The sequence below is a fragment of the Amycolatopsis sp. NPDC003731 genome (genome assembly GCF_053586895.1).
In genome coordinates, this window is the sequence record NZ_JBSFNC010000101.1 from 1 (window position 1) to 22,346 (window position 22,346).

The 22,346-nt window shown below is 73.4% G+C and carries 18 protein-coding genes and 2 tRNA genes; 3 read left to right on the top strand and 17 right to left on the bottom strand.

Annotation, left to right across the window (positions count from 1 at the left end):
• Positions 1-72, bottom strand: a tRNA-Val gene (locus tag ACWDN5_RS32345).
• A 36-nt stretch (positions 73-108) separates the two neighbouring features.
• A tRNA-Val gene (locus ACWDN5_RS32350) sits at positions 109-183 on the bottom strand.
• A gap of 168 nt (positions 184-351) precedes the next feature.
• On the opposite strand from ACWDN5_RS32350, the gene ACWDN5_RS32355 reads away from it, so the two are divergent.
• Entirely contained in the window at positions 352-1,794 is a 1,443-nt protein-coding gene (locus ACWDN5_RS32355) for a DHA2 family efflux MFS transporter permease subunit (RefSeq protein ID WP_449678925.1), read from the top strand.
• A 43-nt stretch (positions 1,795-1,837) separates the two neighbouring features.
• Here the strand turns inward: ACWDN5_RS32355 and ACWDN5_RS32360 are convergent, their stop codons facing one another.
• The 14 genes from ACWDN5_RS32360 to ACWDN5_RS32425 all read right to left on the bottom strand — a co-directional run bounded on the left by ACWDN5_RS32360 (position 1,838) and on the right by ACWDN5_RS32425 (position 20,254).
• Positions 1,838-5,143, bottom strand: coding sequence for a serine hydrolase (locus tag ACWDN5_RS32360; RefSeq protein ID WP_449678926.1), 3,306 nt, complete (start codon positions 5,141-5,143; stop codon positions 1,838-1,840).
• Positions 5,140-6,087 carry an ABC transporter ATP-binding protein gene (locus ACWDN5_RS32365; protein WP_310970007.1) on the bottom strand — a complete coding sequence of 316 codons (948 nt, stop codon included), beginning with the start codon at positions 6,085-6,087 and terminating at the stop codon, positions 5,140-5,142. Before ACWDN5_RS32365 ends, ACWDN5_RS32360 begins: the two co-directional genes overlap by 4 nt.
• On the bottom strand, positions 6,084-7,961 hold the full coding sequence (locus ACWDN5_RS32370) for a dipeptide/oligopeptide/nickel ABC transporter permease/ATP-binding protein (RefSeq protein WP_449678927.1): 1,878 nt from the start codon (positions 7,959-7,961) through the stop codon (positions 6,084-6,086). The genes ACWDN5_RS32365 and ACWDN5_RS32370 overlap by 4 nt, the downstream gene beginning before the upstream one ends.
• Position 7,962: 1 nt before the next feature.
• Positions 7,963-8,943 (bottom strand): ABC transporter permease, encoded by a 981-nt coding sequence (locus ACWDN5_RS32375; RefSeq protein WP_449678928.1) that lies wholly within the window; start codon positions 8,941-8,943, stop codon positions 7,963-7,965.
• On the bottom strand, positions 8,940-10,532 hold the full coding sequence (locus ACWDN5_RS32380; protein ID WP_449678929.1) for an ABC transporter substrate-binding protein: 1,593 nt from the start codon (positions 10,530-10,532) through the stop codon (positions 8,940-8,942). Before ACWDN5_RS32380 ends, ACWDN5_RS32375 begins: the two co-directional genes overlap by 4 nt.
• Entirely contained in the window at positions 10,529-11,419 is an 891-nt protein-coding gene (locus ACWDN5_RS32385; RefSeq protein ID WP_449678930.1) for a serine hydrolase, read from the bottom strand. Before ACWDN5_RS32385 ends, ACWDN5_RS32380 begins: the two co-directional genes overlap by 4 nt.
• Entirely contained in the window at positions 11,416-12,801 is a 1,386-nt protein-coding gene (locus ACWDN5_RS32390; RefSeq protein WP_449678931.1) for a serine hydrolase domain-containing protein, read from the bottom strand. The genes ACWDN5_RS32385 and ACWDN5_RS32390 overlap by 4 nt, the downstream gene beginning before the upstream one ends.
• A 17-nt stretch (positions 12,802-12,818) precedes the next feature.
• Positions 12,819-13,922: an o-succinylbenzoate synthase gene (menC, locus tag ACWDN5_RS32395; RefSeq protein WP_449678932.1), complete on the bottom strand. Its 1,104-nt coding sequence runs from the start codon at positions 13,920-13,922 to the stop codon at positions 12,819-12,821.
• Positions 13,919-14,803 (bottom strand): GNAT family N-acetyltransferase, encoded by an 885-nt coding sequence (locus tag ACWDN5_RS32400; protein ID WP_449678933.1) that lies wholly within the window; start codon positions 14,801-14,803, stop codon positions 13,919-13,921. The genes menC and ACWDN5_RS32400 overlap by 4 nt, the downstream gene beginning before the upstream one ends.
• Positions 14,804-14,826: 23 nt before the next feature.
• The gene (locus ACWDN5_RS32405) at positions 14,827-15,948 is read right to left on the bottom strand and encodes a M20 family metallopeptidase (RefSeq protein ID WP_449678934.1); all 1,122 of its coding nucleotides are present in this window, start codon (positions 15,946-15,948) and stop codon (positions 14,827-14,829) included.
• Positions 15,945-17,429, bottom strand: a complete 1,485-nt coding sequence (locus ACWDN5_RS32410) for an amidohydrolase family protein (RefSeq protein WP_449678935.1) — start codon at positions 17,427-17,429, stop codon at positions 15,945-15,947. The genes ACWDN5_RS32405 and ACWDN5_RS32410 overlap by 4 nt, the downstream gene beginning before the upstream one ends.
• Positions 17,430-17,659: 230 nt before the next feature.
• Positions 17,660-18,301, bottom strand: coding sequence for a TetR/AcrR family transcriptional regulator (locus tag ACWDN5_RS32415; RefSeq protein ID WP_449678936.1), 642 nt, complete (start codon positions 18,299-18,301; stop codon positions 17,660-17,662).
• A gap of 52 nt (positions 18,302-18,353) precedes the next feature.
• Positions 18,354-19,241, bottom strand: coding sequence for an alpha/beta hydrolase (locus tag ACWDN5_RS32420; RefSeq protein ID WP_449678937.1), 888 nt, complete (start codon positions 19,239-19,241; stop codon positions 18,354-18,356).
• The gene (locus ACWDN5_RS32425; RefSeq protein WP_449678938.1) at positions 19,238-20,254 is read right to left on the bottom strand and encodes an SDR family NAD(P)-dependent oxidoreductase; all 1,017 of its coding nucleotides are present in this window, start codon (positions 20,252-20,254) and stop codon (positions 19,238-19,240) included. The genes ACWDN5_RS32420 and ACWDN5_RS32425 overlap by 4 nt, the downstream gene beginning before the upstream one ends.
• A gap of 122 nt (positions 20,255-20,376) precedes the next feature.
• Between ACWDN5_RS32425 and ACWDN5_RS32430 the strand changes: the two genes are divergently transcribed.
• On the top strand, positions 20,377-20,778 hold the full coding sequence (locus tag ACWDN5_RS32430) for a DUF6010 family protein (RefSeq protein ID WP_310969993.1): 402 nt from the start codon (positions 20,377-20,379) through the stop codon (positions 20,776-20,778).
• Positions 20,775-20,975, top strand: a complete 201-nt coding sequence (locus ACWDN5_RS32435) for a hypothetical protein (RefSeq protein WP_310969992.1) — start codon at positions 20,775-20,777, stop codon at positions 20,973-20,975. The genes ACWDN5_RS32430 and ACWDN5_RS32435 overlap by 4 nt, the downstream gene beginning before the upstream one ends.
• A 49-nt stretch (positions 20,976-21,024) precedes the next feature.
• Here ACWDN5_RS32435 and ACWDN5_RS32440 read toward each other — a convergent pair whose 3' ends face one another.
• A complete protein-coding gene (locus ACWDN5_RS32440; protein ID WP_449678939.1) occupies positions 21,025-22,287 on the bottom strand; it encodes a hypothetical protein in 1,263 nt (420 codons plus the stop codon).
• Positions 22,288-22,346 lie beyond the last annotated feature (59 nt).

A 22,346-nucleotide genomic window follows, 5' to 3' on the forward strand; every position in this document is an offset into this window, starting at 1 on the left:
TGGGCGATACTGGGATCGAACCAGTGACCTCTTCGGTGTGAACGAAGCGCTCTCCCCCTGAGCTAATCGCCCGGGTACGAACTTCCACGAAATCCGGGGGTGGACTCGTGGTGCGCGATACTGGGATTGAACCAGTGACCTCTTCCGTGTCAGGGAAGCGCTCTCCCGCTGAGCTAATCGCGCGCTGCGGAACTTCGTACTGGCGGAAGCATATCGGACGCCTCCGGCGGCCGCGCAGGGGGGCCGGTGACCCGAAATCCGCCTGACAGAAGCGCCCCGAAACGGGCACACTGCGAAGGACATCCGTGTTCGCCACGGCCGTCTCCGGCCGACCAGGAGAGTCCCACCCCGATGACCAAAACCGTGTCCACCCCGCCCGCCGACGTGAACCGCGCCCCGGCGCGCTCGGGACTCATCATCGGGATTCTCGTGCTCTCCGCGTTCGTGATGATCCTCAACGAGACCATCCTGAGCGTCGCGCTGCGGGACCTGACCGTCGACCTGCGGGTGCCGACGACGACCGTGCAGTGGCTGACCAGCGGGTTCCTGCTGACCATGGCCGTCGTCATCCCCACGACCGGGTTCATGCTCGAACGGTTCTCGCCGCGGCAGGTCTTCGTGTTCTCGATGGCGGCGTTCAGCCTGGGCACGCTGCTGAGCGCGCTCGCGCCCGGGTTCGGGCTGCTGATGGCCGGGCGCGTCGTGCAAGCCTGCGGCACCGCCGTGATGCTGCCGTTGCTGATGACCACGGTCATGCGGCTGGTGGCGCCGGAACGGCGCGGCGCGACCATGGGCACGATCACGATCGTCATCGCCGTCGCGCCGGCGATCGGGCCGACCATCGGCGGCGCGGTGCTGCCGCTCGGCTGGCGCTGGATGTTCTGGATCGTGCTGCCGCTGGCGATCGCCGCGCTGGTGGCCGGCGGGCTGCTGCTGCGCATCGGCAGCGAGCGCCGTCAGGTGCCGCTGGACGTGCCGTCGGTGCTGCTGTCGGCGATCGGGTTCGGCGGGGTGCTGTACGGCTTGTCCTCCAGCGGCGAGCAGGCCGGGGCCGAGCCGGCGGTGCCGGGCTGGGTGCCGATCGTCGTCGGCGTCGCGGCGCTGGTGGTCTTCACCTGGCGGCAGCTGCGGCTGCAGCGCCGGGACCGCGCGCTGCTCGACCTGCGGCCGTTCACCCACCGCAGCTTCGTCGTCGCGCTGGTGCTGACCGGCCTGCTGTTCGTGTGCCTGATCGGCGCCGCGGCGATCCTGCTGCCGCTCTACCTGCAGACCGTGCTGCACACGAGCACGTTCGTCAGCGGGCTGGCGGTACTGCCCGGCGGTCTGGTGCTGGGCCTGCTGGGCCGCCCGGTCGGCGCGCTGTTCGACAAGGTCGGCGGCCGCCCGCTCGTCATCCCCGGCGCGGCGGCGATGGCCGCTTCGCTGTGGCTGTTCGCGGTGCTGGGGCCGGATTCGCCGCTGATCGCGGTGATCGGGATCCACGTGCTGATGATGGCCGGGCTGGGCCTGATGATGACGCCGCTGTTCGCCGAGTCGCTCGGGGTGCTGCCCGAACACCTGTATTCGCACGGCAGCGCGATCCTTTCGACGCTGCAGCAGGTGGCCGGCGCCCTGGGCACGGCGATGTTCGTCACGGTGGCGACCGTTGGCAGCCACGACACGACCGCGGCCAGCCCGGACGCCTCCGGCCTGCGAGCGGCCTTCATCGTCGCCGGGGTCGTCGGCCTCATCGCCTTCGCCGGCACCTGGCTCATCCGGCGCGGCCCGGTCCCGCAAACCACTTCGCACCACTGAGTCCCGCTTCCACCGGACGAGTGGAAGCGGGACTCTGGCGCGGCTACCCGACCTTGGGCGTCGCGCGGACGCCGCTGTGCAGGTACCGCTCCCCCGTCGGCAAGGTGTAGAACGTCGCCGAGATCCACGACCGGGTGCCCGGCTCGCGGAACGCGAACTGCGGGCCGCCCAAGGGGATCAGGTCGTGTTCCGTCGTCGGTTCCGGGACCAGCTCGGCGATCGGGCCGGTGATCGACTGCCGCATCCGCAAGCCCGCCTCCCCCTCGAAAACCTCGATGCGCATCGACGCCCGTTCGTACACTCCGACGAACTCGTCGACCTCCACGGACGGCGGCTCGGCGGCCGGCGCAATCGGACGCGGCAGCGCCACTCCGGCCAGCGAAGCGAAGATCTCGCGGTAGAGCTCCTCGTACAGGTCGCGAGTGTTGCCGCCGTTGGTGAGCAGCGTGACCGCCAGGCCGTGCGAGGGCAGCAACCGCAGGAACGCCGACTGCCCGATCGTGTTGCCGTCGTGGCCGATCACGCGGTGGCCGTCCCACTCGAAGCGGATCCAGCCGAGGCCCCACGAATCACCCAGCGTGTGCTTGTCCGGCAGGTCCGCCTGCCACTCGGTCATCGCCGCCGCCGACGCCTCCGACAGCACCTCACGGCCGCCCGCCAGGTGCATGCGGGCGAACTCCAGGACATCCGCCGCCGTCGCCGTGATCAGGCCGGCCGGGCCCGCCGAACGCGGGAGGGTCCACGCCGGGGCCGGTGCCGGCGCGCCGTCGCCCGCCGCGACGTGGCCCATCGCCGCTCGGTGCAGCAACGCCTCCTCCGGCAATGTGCCCGTGTGGGTGAGCCCCAGCGGGGTGAACAGCCGCTCGCGCAGGGCCGCGTCCCACGTCTGCCCGGTCAGCTTCTCGATCACCCGGCCCACCAGCACGAACCCCGAGTTGCAGTAGGACAGCGTCGCCCCGAGCGGGTGGTTCTGCGCGACCCCGTCGAGGAGGCCGACGAACTTCTCGAGGCAGTCGTCGCCGCGGCCGGTGTCGGTGAAGACGTCGCCGTCGATGCCGCTCGTGTGGGTGAGCAGGTGCCGCAGGGTCACCTGCTTGGTGACGTCCGGGTCGGCCAGCCGCAGCTCGGGCAGCACGTCGGCGATCGGCGCGTCCAGCTTCAGCAGCCCCTCGTCGACCAGCTGCATCGCCACCGTGGCCGTCCAGACCTTGGTGATCGAGCCGATCTGGAACACCGAGTCGTCGGTGACCTCGACCCCGGTCGCCGTGTTCAGCACGCCGTGGCTCGCGAGCACCCGCTCGTCGCCGCGCAGGATGCCCAGCGACGCGCCCGGGACGCGGTGCTTGCGCGCGAGGGCGGCCAGGCGCCGCTGCCAGTGCGCGGCGTCCAGCGGCACCTGCGCCGGCCGGCCCGGCTCGCCCGCGTACTGCGAAACCCAGTCGACGATGCGGCGGTTGAAGTCCCGCCGGTGCGACGGCTTCCCGTCGAGGATGAACAGGTGGGACGCGCCAGGGTAGAGCACCAGGCGGGTCGGCACGCCCTGCTCGCGCAGCGCGGTGAACCACTGCTCGGCCTGCCCGGCCGGGCACCGGTCGTCGGCGGCGCCCTGGACGACCAGGGTCGGCGTCCGCACCTTTTCCACCTGGGCCAGCGGGGAAAGCGCCGCGTAGTGGGCCCGGTTCTCCCACGGGATCGCGCCGAGTTCGGCGACGCCGAGGTAGTGCCCGCTGTCGGACGTGCCGGCCATGCTGACGACGTCGCTGACCACCCCGCCCGCGATCGCCGCGGCGAAGCGGTCGTCCCGGCTGGTGAGGTAGCAGGTCATGAAGCCGCCGTAGCTGTAGCCGGACACGGCGAGCCGCCGCGCGTCGGCCACGCCCTCGGCGACGAGGGTGTCCACGGGCTCGAGGAAGTCCCGGGCGTCGGCGACACCCCAGGCACCGACCGCCGCGGTGTAGAACGCTTCGCCGTAGCCGTCGCTGCCGCGCGGGTTGAGCAGCAGCACCGCCCAGCCGCGCGCGACGAGCTCCTGGTGGTAGAGGTGCACGGCGTCGGCGGTGCCGTTCCACGCGTTGTGCGGGCCGCCGTGGATGTCCAGCAGCAGCGGCCGCGGCCCGGTGCGGGCCGGGTCGCGCAGCAGCCAGCCGGCCACGACCGTGCCGTCGGAGATGGTGAACTCCCGTTCCTCGCCCGCGAAGGGGTCGAAGCCGGGCCCGTGCGCGGTGCGCAGCTCGATCTCGCCGCCGGGGAGGTCGACCGTCGCGATCTCGCCGTAGGACGTCGGCGTGCCCAGCACGATCGCCGCCGTGTTCCCGGCGACCGACATCGCCGCCACGGCGTTCCCGGTGCCGCCGAGCACGAGCCGCGGCTCGCCCCCGTCGGGATCGACGGCGTAGAGGTGGGTGTAGCCGCGGTCGCGCGCGCAGAACAGCACGGTGTCGCCGGCGAGCTGCGGCAGCGCGCCGGGATAACCGGGCGCCCCCGGCATGACGTTCCGGTCCAGCGGCGCGGCCAGGTCGGTGGTTTCCCCGCCGTCCAAGGGAATCCGCAGCAGCCCGAGGTGCCCGGGTGCGGTGTCGCGGCGGCCGACGACCAGCAGCGCACGGCCGTCGGCCGTCCAGGTGACCGTGCCGCACATCCCCTCGCCCGAACCGACCAGGCGAGGTTCACCGCCGGGCTCGACGACGTACGCCCCGGAGCGGAACGTCAGGTCGGCGTCGGCGTCCTGGCCCGCGGGGAAGGCCAGCAGCGCGCCGTCCGGCGACCACGCGGGGTCGCCCGCGTGCCAGTCCCCCGACGTCACCTGCCGGACCTCGCCGGTGGCGACGTCGAGGACGTGGACGTGCTTGCGCAGCGTCCGCAGCAGCCCGGCGCCGTCGGCCTTGAAGTCGAGCCGGTCGGCGACCACGGGAGCGCCCGCGCGACGAGCCCGGGCGGCATCGTCTTCACCGTCGTCCGCGGCGAGGTCGACCGGGGCGGCGAAGGCGATCTCGGCGCCGTCCGGGCGCCAGACCGGGGTGCCCGCGCCGAGCGGCAGCGTGGTGACCCGCTCGGGCTCGCCGCCGTCCGCCGGGAGCAGCCACAGCTGGGCCGGGCCGTCCTGGGCGCGCAGGAACGCCAGGCGCGTGCCGTCCGGCGACCACGCCGGCGCCAGGTCGGCCGGGCCGCGGGTGAGCCGGCGCGGCTCGCCGCCATCGGTTCCGACGAGCCAGAGCGAGCGGGTGTCCTCGTCCTTGTCGCGGTCGGCGGTGCGCAGGACGTACGCGATCCGGCGGCCGTCCGGCGCCATCGCCGGCTGCTCGGGGAAGGCGAAGGCGTCGAGGTCGTCGATGCCGGGACGTCGGGTCATGCGGATCTCCTCGTGGGATGGCCGGCGGCGAAGTGGCACGCCGCGGAGTGGGACCGGCCCGCGGCCTCGCCGGCCGGGTCGGTGGTGACGCAGACCGTGCGGTCCGGGTGCGCGAGCGGCCCGATCGGGCAGCGCGGGTGGTAGCGGCAGCCGGACGGCGGATGGTGCGGATCGGCGGGTTCGGTGTCGGCGAGCGGGTCGTCGCCGGTGTCGTCGAGCAGGCTCCGGTGGGCCGACGGCGCGGCGGCCAGCAGGTCCCGCGTGTAGGGGTGCTGGGGATCGGTGAGGACCTGCGCGGCGGGCCCGGCCTCGACGATCCGGCCGAGGTACATCACCGCGACGACGTCGCTGACGTACCGCACCACGGCGAGGTTGTGCGAGATGAACAGCATCGACAGCGCGAGCCGCCGCTGCACGTCCCGGACCAGGTTGAGCACGGCGCCCTGCACCGAGACGTCGAGCGCCGAGGTGATCTCGTCGGCGATCAGCACCTTCGGCCGTCCCGCCAGCGCCCGGGCGAGCGCGACGCGCTGCCGTTGCCCGCCCGAAAGCCGGCCGGGCAACATGTCCGCCCGATCGGGGTCGAGGTTCACCAGTTCGAGCAGCCGGGCCACCTCGGCCCGGCGGCCGGCACCGCGCGGCATCGCCTCGGCGATCGACTCCCCGATCGCCATCCGGGGGTCCAGCGACGAATACGGGTCCTGGAACACCATCTGCAGCGGCCGCCGCCGCGGCAGCCGGCGCACGTCGACGCCGTCGAGCCGGACCCGGCCCGCGCTGACCGGCGCGAGCCCGGCGGCCGCCCGGGCGAGGGTGGACTTGCCGGAGCCGGACTCGCCGACCAGGCCGACGACCTGCCCGGACGGGACGGTCAGGCTGACCCCGTCGACCGCGGTCAGCCTGCCGTAGCGGACGCTCACGGCGTCGAACTCCAGAGCGCTCACGCGGCACCCTCCTCCTGCGACTGTCCGGAAAGGACGGTGACCTGCGGGTGCCAGCAGGCGACCCGGTGGCCGTCCCCGGCGGGTTCGAGCACGGGGTCTTCGGCGCGGCAGCGGTCCGAGGCCACCGGGCACCGGGCGGCGAACGCGCAGCCTTCCGGCACCTGGCCGGGTTCCGGCGGGCGGCCGGGGATGACCTCCAGGGGCCGGTCGCGGTCGGTGTCGAGGTCGACCGTGGTGGCCAGCAGCGCCCGCGTGTACGGGTGCTGGGCCGCGGCTCCGCTCGGCAGGTCCTCGACGATCCGGCCGGCGTACATCACCAGCATCCGTTCACAGGTCTGGGCCACGACGGCGATGTCGTGGCTGATCAGCAGGATCGCCGCGCCCTCGGCCTCGCGCGTGCGGGCCAGCAGCCGCAGCACCTGCCGCTGCACGGTGACGTCGAGCGCGGTCGTCGGCTCGTCGGCCACGATCAGCTTCGGCCGGCCCATCAGGCCCATGCCGATCATCGCCCGCTGCCGCATGCCGCCGGAGAACTCGTGCGGGTACTGCCGCGCCCGCCGCTCGGGGGCCGGGACGCGCACGGCGGCCAGCCGGTCCACCGCGCGGGCGAACGCCTGGCGCCGTGACAGGCCGTGGTGCTGCTCGGACACTTCGGCGAGCTGGCCGCCGACGCGGCGGGCGGGGTTGAACGACGTCATCGGGTCCTGGAACACCATGGCGAGCGCGGTGCCGAGCTCCCGGTCGGACGCCTCGGCCAGGGCCTTCCCGGCGAATTCGAGCCGGTCGGCGGTGATCAGACCGGGCGCTTCGACCAGCCGGGACACGGCCAGCGCGGTCAGGCTCTTGCCGGAGCCGGACTCGCCGACCACGCCGATCGCCTCGCCCGCGCGGACGCTGAAGCTGACTCCGCGCACCGGGACCGTCCAGCCGGACGGCCCGGGGAACGCCACCCGGAGGTTCTCGACCACGAGCACGGCGTCCGCGGGCGGCTCGCCGGGCGTGGGCGGGGCCGCCGGAAGCGGCGGCGCCCCACGCCGGGTCGCGCGGGTCCGGACGCCGACCACCGCGGCGACCGTCTCGCCGACCAGGTTGAACGCCAGCCCGGCGAGCACCACCGCCGCGGCCGGGGCGAGCGCGGCCACCGGGGTGACGTAGATGCCGTCCAGGCCCTCGCGCAGCAGCCGTCCCCAGTCGTAGTCCGGCGCCTGCACGCCGATGCCGAGGAACGACAGCCCGGCGAAGGCCAGCAGCGCCGAGCCCGCCCCGATGGTCGCGTTGACCACCAGGGGCTCGCCGATGTTCGGCAGCACGTGCCGGGCCAGCAAGCGAATCCGGCCGACGCCGGCGATCCGGGCCGCGGCGACGAAGTCACGTCCGCTGACCGACGCCGAGAGCGTCTGCACCAGCCGCGCGAACGCCGGCGCCGTCGCGAACCCGATCGCCAGGACCGCGCCGTGCGTGCCGACGCCGAAGATCACCGCGAGGAACAGGGCGAGCAGCAGGCCGGGGAACGCGACGGCGATGTCGACGACCGCCGTCAGCAGCCGGCCCACGCGCCGGGGCAGCACCGACGGCAGCGTGCCGAGGACGACGCCGGTGCCGGCGCCGATCGCGGTCGCGAGCACGGCCAGGCCGACCGAGAGGCGGGTCGCGACCAGGGTGCGCAGCAGCAGGTCGCGGCCGAGGGAGTCGGTGCCGAACGGGTGTGCCCCGGACGGACCCTGGCCGATCGCGTCGGTGTCGATCGCGGCCGCGCCCTCACCCCACAGCAGCGGGGCCAGCGCGGCCAGGACGACGACCAGGGCCAGCAACACCGCCGAGCACGCGCCCACCGGGGTGCGCAGGGCCGCCGCCCAGGTACCGCGTCGCGCCATGTCACGCCTCCCGAATGGCCGAGCGCGGGTCGAGCAGCCCGAGCACGACGTCGACCAGCAGGTTCACCAGCAGCACGCCGACGCCGTAGACGAGCACGATCCCCTGCACCAGCGGGTAGTCCTTCTGGAGGATCGACTGCACGATCGTCGAGCCGAGGCCGGGCCAGGCGAAGACGTTCTCGACCAGCACCGTGCCCGCGACCATCCCGGTCAGCATCAGGCCGCCCAGGGTCAGGGTCGCGGTCAGCGCGTTCGGCAGGGCGTGCCGGACGTAGACCAGCCGCGCGGGCAGCCGTTTCGCTCGCGCGGTGCGGACGAAGTCGGCGCCCAGCACCGAAAGCAGCTCCACCCGGACGATCCGGGCGAGCACCGCCGACGGCCCGGTGGCCAGGGCCGCGACCGGCAGCACGTACGCGCTCGCGCCGTCGCCGCCGGCCACCGGGAACCAGCCGAGGCCGACCGCGAGCAGCGCCACCAGCGCGACCGCCACCAGGAATTCCGGGACGGCGGCGAGGAAGGCGCTCACCGACGTGAACGCCAGCTCGCTGCCGCGGCGGCGGCCGCCGCGGGTCAGCACCGCGAAGGCCACGCCGACCGGGATCGCGACGGCGACGACGACCGCGAAGGCCGGCACCGCCAGCTGCAGGGTCGCCGGCAGCCGGTCGCCGATCACCTGCGTGACCGGCTGGCCGCTCGCCATCGACGTCCCGAGGTCGCCGGTGACCAGGCCGCGCAGGTAGTGCCCGTACTGCACCCAGAGCGGGTCGTCGAGGCCGAGTTCCAGCCGCTTCGCCCGCACCAGGTCGGCCGGGGCGGTCATCCCGAGCGCGGCGCGCACGGGGTCGCCGGGGACCAGGTGGATCATCAGGAAGGCCGCGGTGACCAGCGCCCACAGCGAGACGGCGAACCGGGTCAGCCGCCGCGCGGCGAACGCCGGCCACGGTCCGCCGCGCAGCTGCGCGGGCGCCGCCGCCGTGGTCATCGCGCGTACATCCGGATCGACGACGGCGTGATGGCGCCCTGGCTGACCTCGAACCGCGACGCGCTCGCGTAGTACGGCACGACGGAGTCGATGTAGGGCACGACGTCGACGTGCTTGATCAACGCGGTCTCGGCGGCCTGCCAGGCCGGGCAGCTGGCCTCGCCGCTCATCGCGGCCGCCTGCTGCACGCCCTGGTCGTAGCCGGGGTTGGCGATGTGGCCGAAGTTGGTCCCGTCCGGCGCCGCCGGGCCGGACACGAACGGCACCAGCTGGCTGGGCAGGGTGAGCCCGAGCGGCCCGAGCGACACCTCCCACTCGCCGGTGCCGAACAGCACCTGGGACAGGCCGGGACTGTCGACGGCCTTGAGCGTGACCTCGGCACCGAGGGACTTCCACGTCTGCTGGGCCAGTTCGGCCGTGGGCGCCATGGTCGGGCCCAGCTGGGTGCCGTACAGGACGGTCAGGGTCAGCCGCTTGCCGCCCTTGACGCGCACGCCGTCCGCGCCGGCCTTCCAGCCCGCGGCGTCCAAAGCGGACGCGGCGGCGGCCGGGTCGTGGTTCGGCAGGTGGCCGGTGACGGTGTCGCCCGAGCACGCCTTCGGCTCGGCGGTGACCAGGCCCTGCGACGGTTTGCCGGTGCCGCTGGTCAGCACCTTGCCGAGCTGGGCGAGGTCGAGCGCCTGGGTGAGCGCCCGCCGCACGGCCTCGTCCTGGCCGGGGCGTCCGGGGGCCTGGTTGTAGAAGATCTCCCCGAGCGGGGCGAGGTAGTCCGCGTGGAAGAGTTTGCGCGCTTCCAGCCGCTGGCGGTCCGGCCCGTTGATCTGACCGGCGTTCAGCTCGCCGGACAGCAGCAGGTTCGCCGCCGTCGCGGTGTTCGGGACGACCCGGGCGACGACCTTGTCCGGCAGGCCGGGCTGCTGCGCCTGCCACTCCCCCGGTCCCCACGCGTAGTCCTTGCGGCGGGTGAACGTGTAGTGGTCGTTCGGCACGATCTCGGACACGGCGAACATGCCGGTGCCGCTGCCGCCCGTGGCCAGGAGTTTCCGGTCGGCCAGCCCCTTGCCGCAGACGATCGGCAGTGCGCCGACGTTGCGGAGCAGGAACGCGTCCGGTCCGCCGCTGGTGACGGTGATCGTCCGGGTGGCTTCGTCGGCGCCGGCCTTGGTGCCGGGCGCGATCGTCAGGCCGGCGAACGGCGACTTGTTGGCCGGGTCGCCGACGAAGACGATGTTCGCGGCGACGTCGGCGGCGGTCAGCGGGGCCCCGTCCGCGCAGGTGATGCCGGGCCGCAGGGTGAACTTCGCCGTGGTGTTCGTGGCGTCCCACTTTTCGGCGAGGTTCGGGAGCGGCTTGCCGTCGGGAGCGAGGTCGAGCAGGGAGTCGTAGAGGAACCGGTCGACCTGGGCGGCCACCGCCAGCACCGACATGTGCGGGTCGAGGTTGCCCGGGTCGGAGGGCAACCCGAGGGTGAAGGTCTTGCCGTCGGCGAGGGTGCCGCCGGCCGCGCTGCCGCCGCCCGGTCCCCCGCAGGCAGTGGCCGCGAGGGCGAGCGCGCCGACCAGGACCACCGCTGTCCGTGGGTATTTCATGGGTATTCCTTCCGGAGGTGGTCCACGGCGAGCCGGCCGGCCCGGCCGATCGCCGCATCGATGGCGGGTTGGCGCTCGGCCAGGGAGTTCGCGCGGGTGAACACCGCGACGGCGAACCGGCGACCGTCCGGATAGGACACGACACCCGCTTCGTTGCGCACCGCGGGCAACGTGCCGGTCTTGGCCGCGACCCCGACGTCCGAAGGGAATCCGGACGACAGGCGGTGCGGCCAGATCTGCCGCGCCAGCATCGACCGCACCCGCTCGCACGCCGGCGGGTCACCGGCGCGGTCGGTCCACACCGCGTCCAGCAGCTCGGTGATCTCCCGGGGTGTCGACGACGTCGTGCGCTCGGGGTCCAGCACCGCGAGCTTCCACGTCTGCTCGGGCGTCGCCTCCGCGAAGACCGCGTCGATGTCGGCCTCCTCGGCCGCCCCGAGGTCCGCCAGCACCGAGGCGAACAGGTCCTCGCAGCAGCCGATCAGCCGGGTGCGGTGCAGGCCGAGGTCGGTCAGCACGCGGTCGACGGCCTGCTGCCCGACCCGGTGGTAGACGACGTCGGTGGCGGCGTTGTCGCTCATGGTCAGCATGAACAGCGCGAGGTCGCGCCAGCTCATCTCGACGTCGTCCGCACAGCCCGCGGTGCCGATGCCGCCGATGCGGTAGCGGCGGCCGACGCGGGTGCGGGCCGTCTCGTCCAGCCGTCCCGCCTCGACATCCCGCGCGTAGGCGACGGCGACCGGGATCTTGAACACCGACGCCAGCACCACCGGATCGTCGGCGCCGACGGCCACGGACGGGCCGCCGCCGATCTCCCGCGCGTGCAGGAACCCGCGCGCGTCCGCCCGGGCGAAGACCTCGGCGATCTCCGCCTCCACCGCGCTCACGCGTCGACCCGCCGGTCGGCGCGGCCGGTGTGCAGGTACAGCGCCCGGCCGGAGCCGTCGTCGCCGACGAAGGCGTGCGGCACGTACATGCCCTGCATCGGTTCGGCCAGGATCAGCGTGTCGCCGTTCAGCGCGACCAGCTCGGTCTTCTCCGGCTTGGCCAGCTCCGCGAGGATCCCCTTCGGGATGCGCTCGACCCAGACCCGGCCGGCGTCGTCCTGGCTGACCACGATGTCCGCCACCGACGACGAGTATTCGCCGACGTACCGCGAGGCGTCGAACCGCGGCGCGGCCGGGTCGGGCACCGGCGGCACCCGCAGGGCGATGCCGGTCAGCTCGCGCAGGACGTGCCCGACGACCTCGGTGTAGACGGCGATCGGGTCGCCGCCGTTGGTCAGCAGGGCCACCGCGACGTCGTGCTCCGGGGCCACGCGCAGGAACGCGGACTGGCCGATCGTGCCGCCGTCGTGGCCGACGACGAGCCCGCCGGGTGCGTCGAACAGCGACCAGCCGAGGCCCCACGCGTCACCGAAGAGACCGAGATCGGGCAGCTCGACCAGGCGTTCCCGCATCGCGCGGGCACTGTCCGCGCCGAGCACGCGGGTGCCGTCGGCGCCCTCGCCGTCCCGCAGGTGCATGGCGGCGAACGTGACCAGGTCCCGCGGGCGCATCGCGAGCATCGAGCCCGCCGGGGCGTTCGACGGCGCCAGCGCCCAGGTGCTCGCGGGTTCCGGCTCCGCGCCGGGCGAGGGCGTCAGATGTCCCAGCGCGGCGCGGAAGCGGATCGCCTCGTACGGGCTCTGCGCCGCGTGCGTCAGGCCGAGCGGCGTGAACAGGTGGTCCTGCAGGCATGCGTCGTAGGTCTTGCCGCGCAGGACTTCCACGAGCCGGCCGAGCACGCAGAACCCGGCGTTGTTGTAGGAGAACATCTCGCCGGGGGCGAACAGCTGGGGGACGTCGCCGAGGGTGGCGACGTACTTCTCGACGCAGTCGGCACCGCGGCCGGTGTCGGTGAAGATGTCGCCTTCGAAGCCGGCGGTGTGGCACAGCAGCTGCCGGACGGTGATCCGCGCGGCCGCCTCCTCGTCGCCGAGCACGAACTCCGGCAGGTACTCCCGGACCGGCCGGTCGAGGTCGAGGACGCCGTCGTCGACGAGCTGCATCACCAGGGTGGCCGTCCAGACCTTGGTGATCGAGCCGATCTGGAACAGCGAGTCGACGTCCGCTTCGACGCCGGTGGCCTTGTTGAGCACCCCGGCGGCGTGGTCGGCGATCTCGCCGCCGGCGTACACGGCGACGGCGGCGCCGGGGACGTGGTGCTCGGCCAGCAGGGCGGGCAGCCGGGTCTGCAGCCAGGCGGAGAGTTCGGGGAGTTTCGACATGGGGACCTCTCGTTTCGCTAGGCGAGCCAGGACTTCGCGGTGGTCACCTCGGCCAGCCGCCCGGGGACCGGGGTGACGCCGAGGCCGGGCCCGGACGGCACCGGCAGCCGTCCGGCTTCGAGCACGAACGGCTCGGTGATGTCGGTGCGGTAGAACCGGTCCGACGCCGAGGTGTCGCCGGGCAGGGTGAATCCGGGCAGCGCCGCCAGCGCCACGTTGGCGGCCCGGCCCAGCCCGGTCTCGAGCATCCCGCCGCACCAGACGGGAATGCCGTGCGCGGCGCAGACGTCGTGCACCCGCCGCGCCTCCAGGTAGCCGCCGACCCGGCTGGGCTTGATGTTGACGATCCGGCAGGCGCCGAGCCGGATCGCGTCGGCGGCCGACCGCGCCGACACGACGGTTTCGTCCAGGCAGATCGGCGTCCGGAGGTGCTTGGCCAGTTCGGCGTGACCGAGCACGTCCTCCTCTTCCAGGGGCTGCTCGATCAGCAGCAGCCCGAACGGGTCCAGCCGCTGCAGCTGCGGCACGTCCGAGAGCGTGTACGCCGTGTTCGCGTCGACCTGCAGCAGGACGTCGTCGCCGAAGCGCTCGCGGACCGCGCGCACCGGCTCGACGTCCCAGCCGGGTTCGATCTTCAGCTTGATGCGCAGGTAGCCCGCGTCGAGGTAGCCGCCGACGACGTCCAGCAGGTGCGGGATCGAGTCCATGATCCCGACCGACACCCCGCACGGCACGGAGTCCTTCGTGGCCCCCAAAGCGGTGCCGAAGGACATGCCGTGCGCGCGCAGCTCGGCGTCGAGCACGGCCATCTCCAGCGCGGCCTTGGCCATCCGGTGGCCCTTGAACTTCGCCAGCAGCGGCGCGACCTTGTTCGCCGTCAGGTCGCCGGCGGCGAGGAGCGCGGGCACGAGGAAGGCCTGCAGCACGTGCTCGACGCCGTCGATGTACTCCGAGGAGTAGAGCGGGCCGGCCATCGCCCCGCACTCGCCCCAGCCTTCGCCTTCGGACGTCACCGCCCGCAGGAGCAGCAGTTCGCGGTCGGCCTGCGTCCCGAACGACGTCCGGAACGGGGCGACCAGGGGCATCCGCACGCGCAGCAGTTCCACACCGGTGAGTTTCATCGGGACTCCTTGGTGAGCACGTACCAGCCGGCACGATCGAATCCGGTGACCGAAGCGCCCTGGGCGAGCAGGCCGCCGAGCACCTCGCGGAGCGCGACCCGCCAGGCCCGGCCCTGGTCCGGATCAGTGCGCCGGAGCGCCTCGATGTCCGGCGGGACGGCGACCAGCACCACCGGCGTGTCCGCGGCCTCGGTGACCGGGCCTCCATCCGGACCGGCCGCCAGGGCGACCGCGGCGCCCCGCAGCGTCGCCGCGTCCACCCGGTCCGGCCGGCCGGCGGCGGCCGCCCGCACGGACGGGCTCGCCAGGTCCCAGGCGACCATGAGGCGGTCGGTGTCGCCGGTGCCGTTGATGCCGTCCTGCATCGGGCCGTAGAAGTCCGGCAGGTAGCGCGCCGGGCGGGCGGCGAGCTTGGTCAGGTTGAAGTGGGCGTTGCGGCGCACCAGCGGGTCGAACGTCCAGGAGATTTCCGCGACGCCTTGGCGCAGGGCCCACGCGCGCTGGTGCAGCTTGAGCGCGAAGCCGATGCCGCGGCCGTGCCCGGCCGTCGCGACCCCCGCGATGTGGCTGTGCAGTCCTCCCTTCGCGGGTTCGCCGAAGAACCCGAAGCAGGCGCCGAGCAGCTCGGGCCCGTCGAACGCGCCGGCCACGTAATTGCCCGCCGAAACCATGGCCCGCAGCAGTTCGGCCGTCACCAGGGGGTTTCCCGGGGCGGGCCGCCAGATCGATTCGAAGAGCCGGGACACCGCGGCCAGGTCGGCGACCTCGGCCAGGGTGCGGATCCGGACGCCCGAGGCGAGCGCGGCGCCGGCCGCCGCGGCGGTGGCCTCGTCCCGCAGCGGCGGGGCTGTGTTCGTCACGACTTCTGTCACGCCCACCATCCTTTCCGGACGTTCGCCGCCGGTCACCGTTGTCCCGCACGGGATTCGTCGCCGGTGTTCGTCGGCGCGGACGAACTCCGCCGGGCCAGGACGGCTTCGGTGAGCGCGGTGAGCAGCGCGGTCCGCCGGGGCAGTTCGGCGACGACGACGTGTTCGTCGTCGGCGTGCGCTCCCCCGCCGACCGCGCCGAGGCCGTCGAGCGTCGGAATGCCCAGTCCGGCGGTGAAATTGCCGTCCGAGGCGCCGCCGACCGCGGCCTCGGTGAGCGTCCCGCCCGCGAGTTCGTTCGCGAGCACGAACAGCTCCGAAGACGCTCCCGCGTCCAGAGGTGCGCGGTTGATGCCACCGGAGATGTGGATCCGGGCCTCTTCGTGCACCGGTGCGAGGCTTCTGATGGCGCGGTCGACGCGCTCTTGTTCGGCCGCGTCCCACACCCGCACGTCGACGGCGACGCTCGCCTTGGCGGGCACGGTGTTCGTCGTGGTCCCGGCCGTCAGCGCGGTCGGCACGACGGTGGTGCCCCGGTCCGCGTCGGCGAGCGCGGCGATCGCGAGGATCTGGTGGGCGATCTCGATCCCCGCGTTGACGCCCTTTTCCGGTTCGAGCCCGGCGTGCGCGGCGCGGCCGTCGACCTCGACGCGGTACAGGGAAACGCCTTTGCGGCGCGTCTTCAGCGCGCCGCCGTCGGCCGAGGCTTCGAGCACGAAGACCGCGTCGCAGCTCTTGGCTTCCGCTTCTATCAACGTGCGGGACAGCGGCGAGCCGATTTCTTCGTCGCCGGTGACGAGGATCGAGAGGCCGTCGCGGTCGAGCAGCGTCGCGGCGGCGTACAAGGCCATCACGACCCCGGCCTTCATGTCGAAGCAGCCGGGTCCGCGCAGGATCCCGTCGCGGACTTCGCAGGGGTGCGTGCGCAGGGATCCCAGCGGCCATACGGTGTCGTGGTGGCCGAGGAGCAGCACCCGCGGCTCGCCGTCGCCGAACCGCCAGCGCAGGTGCGTGCAGCCGCCGATGACGATCCGTTCGGGTTCGACGCCGAGCAGGCGGCCGCCGATCCCGGCGACCACCTCGGCGCTGCGCGCGACGGCTTCGTGGTCGGCCGACGGCGACTCGCACCGGACGAGCGTCTCGATGTCGTCGATCACCGCGGCTCACCCCGCAACGGCCGGCCGGGCAGTGCTTCGGTGTCCAGGGTTCCTTCGCGGACCACCGGAACTCCGGCGACGTAGAGGTGCCGGACGCCGTGGGAGGGCCGGGTGGGGTCGGCGTAGGTGGCGGCATCGGTGATCCGGTCCGGGTCGAGGACGACGACATCGGCGTCGGCTCCGGCACCGAGGTGGCCCTTGCGGCGGGCCGCGGGCGCGACGTCGTCGAGGAGCCGTGAAGGCAGGTAGGAGCAGCGTCGGAACGCCTCGAGCCAGCTCCAGGCGCCGGTCTCGCGGACCATCAGGCGCAGGGTCTTGGCGAAGGTGCCCGCGGTGCGCGGGTGCGTCCGGCCGCCGGGCGGCAGCGGCCACTCGGTGCTTTCGCTGCGGCCGTCCGGCCAGGACACGGGCATCGCGTCGCTGGCGACGACGGCGTCGGGGAAGGCCAGGGCCCGGTGCAACAGCGCGCGTTCGCGAGGATTGTCCTCGTCGAGGAACTCCAGGAGGCACGGTGCGCCCGGGTCGTCCCGGCGCAGCTGTCGCAGGCGGGCTTCGTCGCGCACGCGTTCGCCGGTCTCGAGGATGACCACGCTGGACGGCCGGAGTCCCTTGAGCCGCAGGCGGTCCGGCTCGATGAAGGCGGCGCCGACCGCGGTGCTGCCGGCGCCGTAGGGGTAGGCCTCGACGGTGACGCGGGAGCCGGCGCGCCGGGCGTCGTCGAGCGTGGCGAGGACGCGGTCGACGTGGTGGCCGGAGGTGCTGTTGACGTGGCAGTGGTGCATCGCGGCGCCGGTCTCCCCCGCGGCGGCGGCGATCTCGGCCGAGCCGTCGACCGGGATCGCGGGATCGACCTCGACCAGCTCGCGCACGTGGGTGTAGGTGGGCACGCCGGCCCGCGCGGCGAGGTGGGCGACGGCGAGGAACTCCGCGGGCGCGGACTGCGGCGCGTACCCCATGAGGACGCCGATGCCCAGGGCGCCCGCGGCCAGCTCGGTGTCCAAAAGGGACAGCCAGGCGGCCAGCTCGGTGGGGGTGGAGGACCGTTGCCAGGCGGGGTTGCCGAGGACGGCCAGCCCGCTGTCGATGTTCGCGTCGGGCTCGATCCCGGCGAGCACCTGCGCCCGGGCGGCGCCCCAGGAGGCGGAGAAGCCGTAGTGCAGCGGCCGCCCGGCCGCGGCGGCCTCGGCGTAGGCGCGCTCGACGGGCATCAGGCCGGCTTCGAGGTCGAGCGCGGTGGTGACGCCGTCCATCGCCTGCAGCCGCTGCCCGGCGACGGAGTGCACGTGGCTGTGCAGGTCGACGAACCCGGGCCCGACGACGAGCCCGGCGACGTCGACCTCGGTGTCCGCCTCCAGCCCGGTCCCGACGGCCTCGATCCCGTTCTCGGACAGGAGCACGTCGGCGACGCCGTCGAACCCGGTCCCCGGATCGACGACCCGGCCGCCCCGCAAGAGTGTCCGCACCCGCCGCCTCCTCGTCACCGCCCGATCGACGTGACGTTAGGAGGATTTCCGCGCTTGCCGTTCGTCCCCGGCAACGAACTCGGGCCGCCCGATCCATCCGCACGGACGAACCGAACCGGACGACACGCGTACCCACACGGACGACACGCGTACTCAGCCGGACGACACGGCGGCAGGCGGCCCGGGCACCGTGTCGTCCGCCCAGGTACGCGTGTCGTCCATCCAGGTACGCGTCTCGTCCGGCTGGGTCAGGAGGCTGGGGTCACCGGGGCGAGGAGGAGGCCGGTGATCGCGTCGATCAGGCCCGTGCCCGCGTCGTTCCAGCTGGCCCGCGGGGTCGGCGTGCCCTCGGCCAGGGCTCGCTCGCGCTCGGCCGTCATGTGGATCATCAGCTGGCGGGCCATGTCGCCGCGCTCGGCGCGGACTTCCGGGGGGAGGCCGTCCAGGCAGCGGTCGAGGCCCTCGACCGCGCGGGTCAGCGCCGGTGACGACAGGGACTCCTCCACGACGATCACACGCAGCGCCGGGTCGGTCATCACCTGGGCGCTGAACCGCGCGAACCATGTCGGCGCGCCCAGCTCGTGCAGGTAGCTCGTCGACGGGCGGACCAGGCACGCCACCCAGTCGCGCAGCTCGCCGTCGCCCTCGATGGCGTCGACGAGCTCCTCGCGCAGCCGCTCGATCCGGCCGAAGTGCTTGCGGGCGATCGCGCGGACCAGGTCCACTTTGGTGCCGAAGTGGTAGTTGACCGCGGCGTTGTTGCCCTGCCCGGCCGCCTCGCTGATGTGCCGGTTGGACACCGCGTGCACGCCGTTCTCGGCGAACAACCGCTCCGCCGTCACGAGGATGCTCTCCCGCGTGGCACTCGCGCGATCCGCCTTGACGTTCATCCACCCACCCGGTCACCCCGACGTTCTGCCGGCCCCCACCTTACGGACGCCGTCACCGGAACCGGCCCAGCCACGCCCGCGCGGTGGCCAGGTAGCCGCGGCTGAACCCGGTCGACGGCGCCCAGGCCTCGAACCCGTGCGGCCCGCCGGGCACGACGTGGAACGTCGTCGCCACGCCGGCCGACCGCAGGCGCCGGGCGTACTCGGCGGCCTCGTCGTGGAACAGGTCGATGTCGCCGACGCCGATCCAGGTGTCCGGCAGCCCGGTGACGTCGTCGCGGCGCGCGGGCACCGCGTAGAGCGGCACCACCGCCGCGCCGGGCTCGGTCCCGAGGTAGGACCGCCAGCCGAAGCGGTTGAGGCGGTTGTCCCAGACCCGGTGCCCGGCGCCGTCGAGGTCGCGCCGGGCGGCGGTGCGGTCGTCGAGCATCGGGCAGAACAGCCACTGCGCACGCGGCCGCTCCCCCTCGTCACGCAGGCGTTGCACGAGGGCCGCGGCGAGGCCGCCCCCGGCGCTCTGCCCGCCGACGACCACCCGGTCCGCGGCGACGTCGCCCCGCAGCCACCTCCAGGCGGTGTGGCAGTCGTCGAGCGCCGCCGGGTACGGGTTTTCCGGCGCGAGCCGGTATTCGGCCGAGACGACGGTGATGCCGAGCTCGCCCGCCGTCGCGACGCAGAACCGGTCGTCCTGGGCCGCGCCGCCGATGACCAGGCCGCCACCGTGGATCCACAGCAGCGTGAGGTCCGACCGCGGGGTCCGCGGCCGGTACACGCGCAGGCCGGGACGCAGTTCGACGGCGACGTCCGGTGGCGACGGCGGCCGCATCCGCGCGGTCCCCGCCCGCACCAGGCGCCGCACCCAGGCCCGGTGCAGCGGCAGGCGCGGCATCCGCCGGACCCGGCCGCGCAGCTCGGGCGCCACCGCGGACAGCGCGGTCACTGCACCGACCAGCCGCCGTCGGACGGCAGCAGGGCACCGTTGACGTTCACGCCGTCGTCGGCGAGCAGGAAGGTGATCGACGCGGCGAGCTGCTCGGCCGTGGCGATCGGCGGGATGAGACCCAGGAACTGCCCGACCCGGCCCTGCCCGAACTCCGACGGCTCCGCGTGCATCCCCATGCCGGTCGCGACCCCGCCCGGCGCGACGGCGTTGACGCGGATGCCGTGCGGCCCGTACATGAACGCGCAGCTGCGGGTGATGCCGACGACGGCGTGTTTCGAGGCGGTGTAGGCGATCCCGGCGGCCGAGCCGCGCAGCGCGGCTTCCGAAGCGACGTTCACGATGGCGCCCGAACCCGCTTCCAGCATCGCCGGGACGACCGCGCGGATCAGCCGGAACGTCCCGTCGACGTTCACGGCGAAGACACGCCGCCACAGCTCGTCGCGCACCTCGTGGGCCGGGGAGAAGTCGTCGACGACGCCGGCGACGTTGGCCAGCCCGTCGATGCGCGGTCCGGCGGCGGCGAGGATCCGCGCGACGCCGTCCTCGTCGGTGATGTCGGCCGCCACGGCGACCAGCTCCGGCGAGCCGATCTCCGCGGCGAACTCGTCCAGCCGGCCGGCCGAGACGTCGACCGCGACGACCCGGCCGCCTTCGCGGGCGATGCGCGACGCCGTGGCCCGGCCGATACCGGACGCGGCACCGGTCACCACGACCGTCCGGCCCTCGAACCGGCCGGGCACGATCCGCTCGCGCCAGCCCGCCCGGCCGGCCCCGGGTGCCGGGGTCACGCCATGGTTGGCCCGGGCCACCAGGTCGTCGACGACGTCCTGGGCGAGCCGTCCCTGGCTCAAGACGACCAGCTGCCGCAACGGCAACAGCCGGACCGGCGCGAGGACGGTCTCGTCCACGCCCGCCTCCGCGAGCAGGGCGCGGACGAGCGGGCCGCCGTCGGGGTGGGCGGCCCAGTCGCCGATCGGGCTGTCCGCGGTGAGCGGTTCGGTCGTGGACATGGCCGCAGCATACCCCAATTTAAGTCAAGCGCTTGAGTTAATTGCCGGGTGGCGAGATCCCGGCGTCCCCTGTCCATCGAGCCACTGGCCGCCCGGGCGGCCGGTTCCTAACGTCGGGTTCCGTGATCGAGATCCTGGCGCCGATCCTCATCGGCCTCGCCTACGTCCTGCTCAACTCGCTGATCCCGGAGCGGCACCGGCAGCGGTTCAACGCCGTGATGGTGGGCGGTGCGGGCGCGGCCTACCTCTCCGGCGGCGCGCTCGGGCCGTGGGAACTGGTGTTCTGCGCGGCGCTGACCTACGTCGCCTTCCGCGGGCTGGACTCGTGGACGTTCATCGGCATCGGCTGGCTGCTGCACACCGGCTGGGACGTCGTCCACCACCTCAAGGGCCAGCCGATCCTGCCGTTCGCCCACGATTCGTCGTTCGGCTGCGCGATCTGCGACCCGGTCATCGCGATCTGGTGCTTCACCGGCGGCAGGTCGGTGTGGACGTGGCGGCCGGTGGGTAACCCGGTGGCATGAGCGCCGACGTCGAACGCGCCGCCCACGCCTACTGCCCCCGGTGCCACCCGGACCCGCGCCCGGGGGACGTGATCAAGGCACTGTGCGGAGCCACCCACCCGTACTACGGCCGCCGCGACCGGCCGGTCAACACCTGCCCCGCCTGCGTTCAGCTGGCCTCGGCGAACATCTACGCCTGCGGCCACCCCGGCGCGTGAAGGCCGCCCCGGGGAAGTTCCCCCGGGGCGGCGGCTTTTCACCGGCGGATCACGCGGGCAGTGAGGACAGCGGCACCGCGAACACCGAACGGCCGCAGGTCTGGCTCTTCGCCGCGCACTCGGCCGTGGACCACTCCGCCATGGACCACACCAGGCCCGTCGACGAATCGTACGTCAGCGCCTCCGGGTGCATGGCCCAGCAGGCCGTCGTCCCGGTGCCGCAGGTCGCCGAGGTGCTCTTCGCCGTCGTCTGGGCCCAGAGCTGGCCGTTGATCGTCGCGGAGCTGTGGGCCACGTACCACTTGCCGGCGTTGGACAGGACGCCCTGGACGTTGCCCACGTTGCTGCGGAACGCCTCGGTCGCGGGGACCGTGCCGGACGAGGCCGCCAGCAGGAAGTCCTCGCCCATCGGGTACCGGTAGAGGCGGCCGTGGAGGTTCGTCTCCTTGAAGTACTCCGACGTCACGATGCTCGCCGGGCTGGTGCTGCGGTCCAGCGACATCGACGAGAAGCACGGCACCGCGGTGTCGGAAGCCATGTTGCAGGTGCCGCCGGCGTAGCTGTAGTAGCCGATCTGCATCATCGCGTACTTGTACGTCCAGGCCGCGTAACCGGACGACGTCTTGCCGATCGCGTTCGACGTCGTGTCGGTCATCTGCAGGATGTGCTTGGTGCTGAAGACCCGGATCGCGGTCGAGGTGCTGCCCACGGCCGTCACGTAGATCTTGTCGCCGTACCAGGCCATCCCGCCCATGTGCGCCTCGGCGGCGGAGAAGTTGCTGCCGGTGCTGTTGGGCACGGCCAGGTACAGCATCCGGTACGACGGCTTGGCGGGATCGTTGTAGTTGATCGCCTGGATCCGCGCGTCGTTGTACCGGTTCTCGTTGTCGGTGCTGAGTGCGTCGGTGCCGTGCCAGCCGGACAGGATGATCTTGTCGTCGCCCCACTTCCCGTCGTTGTCGGCGTCGCCGGAGGTCGTGATGGACTGGGGGACCCACGTCGTCGTCCCGGCGCGGTCGGCGTCCCAGCACATCGCCTTGGTGGCCACCGGCGCCTTCGGCAGCGACGCCTTCTCCGCGGTGGTACAGCCGGTCATGCTGTAGCTGGGGTCGTTGACCACGGTGTTGAGGCTGACGTTCGGCAGCGCGTTGTCCAGCGCGGTGAGCGCGGCGGCCGGCGTGGCGTGCCACACCAGGTTCTGCTTGGTGGTCGTCGTCAACGGGTCGCTGTAGGCGGCGCTCGCCGTCCCGGGCAGCGCCACCACACCGGCCGCCACGGCCAGCGCGAGGAGGATCGCTTTCGGAGTTCGCATGGGAGGAGTACGCCAGCCGGCAATCCAAAATCCGTACACCGGCCTTGTACGGCGGTTGT

Excerpts from the sequence above, each read along its gene's own strand:
- ACWDN5_RS32400 (WP_449678933.1), bottom strand. The coding sequence starts at position 14,803 with ATGGTGGGCGTGACAGAAGTCGTGACGAACACAGCCCCGCCGCTGCGG.
- ACWDN5_RS32375 (WP_449678928.1), bottom strand. The coding sequence starts at position 8,943 with ATGACCACGGCGGCGGCGCCCGCGCAGCTGCGCGGCGGACCGTGGCCG.
- ACWDN5_RS32355 (WP_449678925.1), top strand. The coding sequence starts at position 352 with ATGACCAAAACCGTGTCCACCCCGCCCGCCGACGTGAACCGCGCCCCG.
- ACWDN5_RS32440 (WP_449678939.1), bottom strand. The coding sequence starts at position 22,287 with ATGCGAACTCCGAAAGCGATCCTCCTCGCGCTGGCCGTGGCGGCCGGT.
- ACWDN5_RS32380 (WP_449678929.1), bottom strand. The coding sequence starts at position 10,532 with ATGAAATACCCACGGACAGCGGTGGTCCTGGTCGGCGCGCTCGCCCTC.
- ACWDN5_RS32435 (WP_310969992.1), top strand. The coding sequence starts at position 20,775 with ATGAGCGCCGACGTCGAACGCGCCGCCCACGCCTACTGCCCCCGGTGC.
- ACWDN5_RS32370 (WP_449678927.1), bottom strand. The coding sequence starts at position 7,961 with ATGGCGCGACGCGGTACCTGGGCGGCGGCCCTGCGCACCCCGGTGGGC.
- ACWDN5_RS32360 (WP_449678926.1), bottom strand. The coding sequence starts at position 5,143 with ATGACCCGACGTCCCGGCATCGACGACCTCGACGCCTTCGCCTTCCCC.
- ACWDN5_RS32425 (WP_449678938.1), bottom strand. The coding sequence starts at position 20,254 with ATGTCCACGACCGAACCGCTCACCGCGGACAGCCCGATCGGCGACTGG.
- ACWDN5_RS32390 (WP_449678931.1), bottom strand. The coding sequence starts at position 12,801 with ATGTCGAAACTCCCCGAACTCTCCGCCTGGCTGCAGACCCGGCTGCCC.
- menC (WP_449678932.1), bottom strand. The coding sequence starts at position 13,922 with ATGAAACTCACCGGTGTGGAACTGCTGCGCGTGCGGATGCCCCTGGTC.
- ACWDN5_RS32415 (WP_449678936.1), bottom strand. The coding sequence starts at position 18,301 with ATGAACGTCAAGGCGGATCGCGCGAGTGCCACGCGGGAGAGCATCCTC.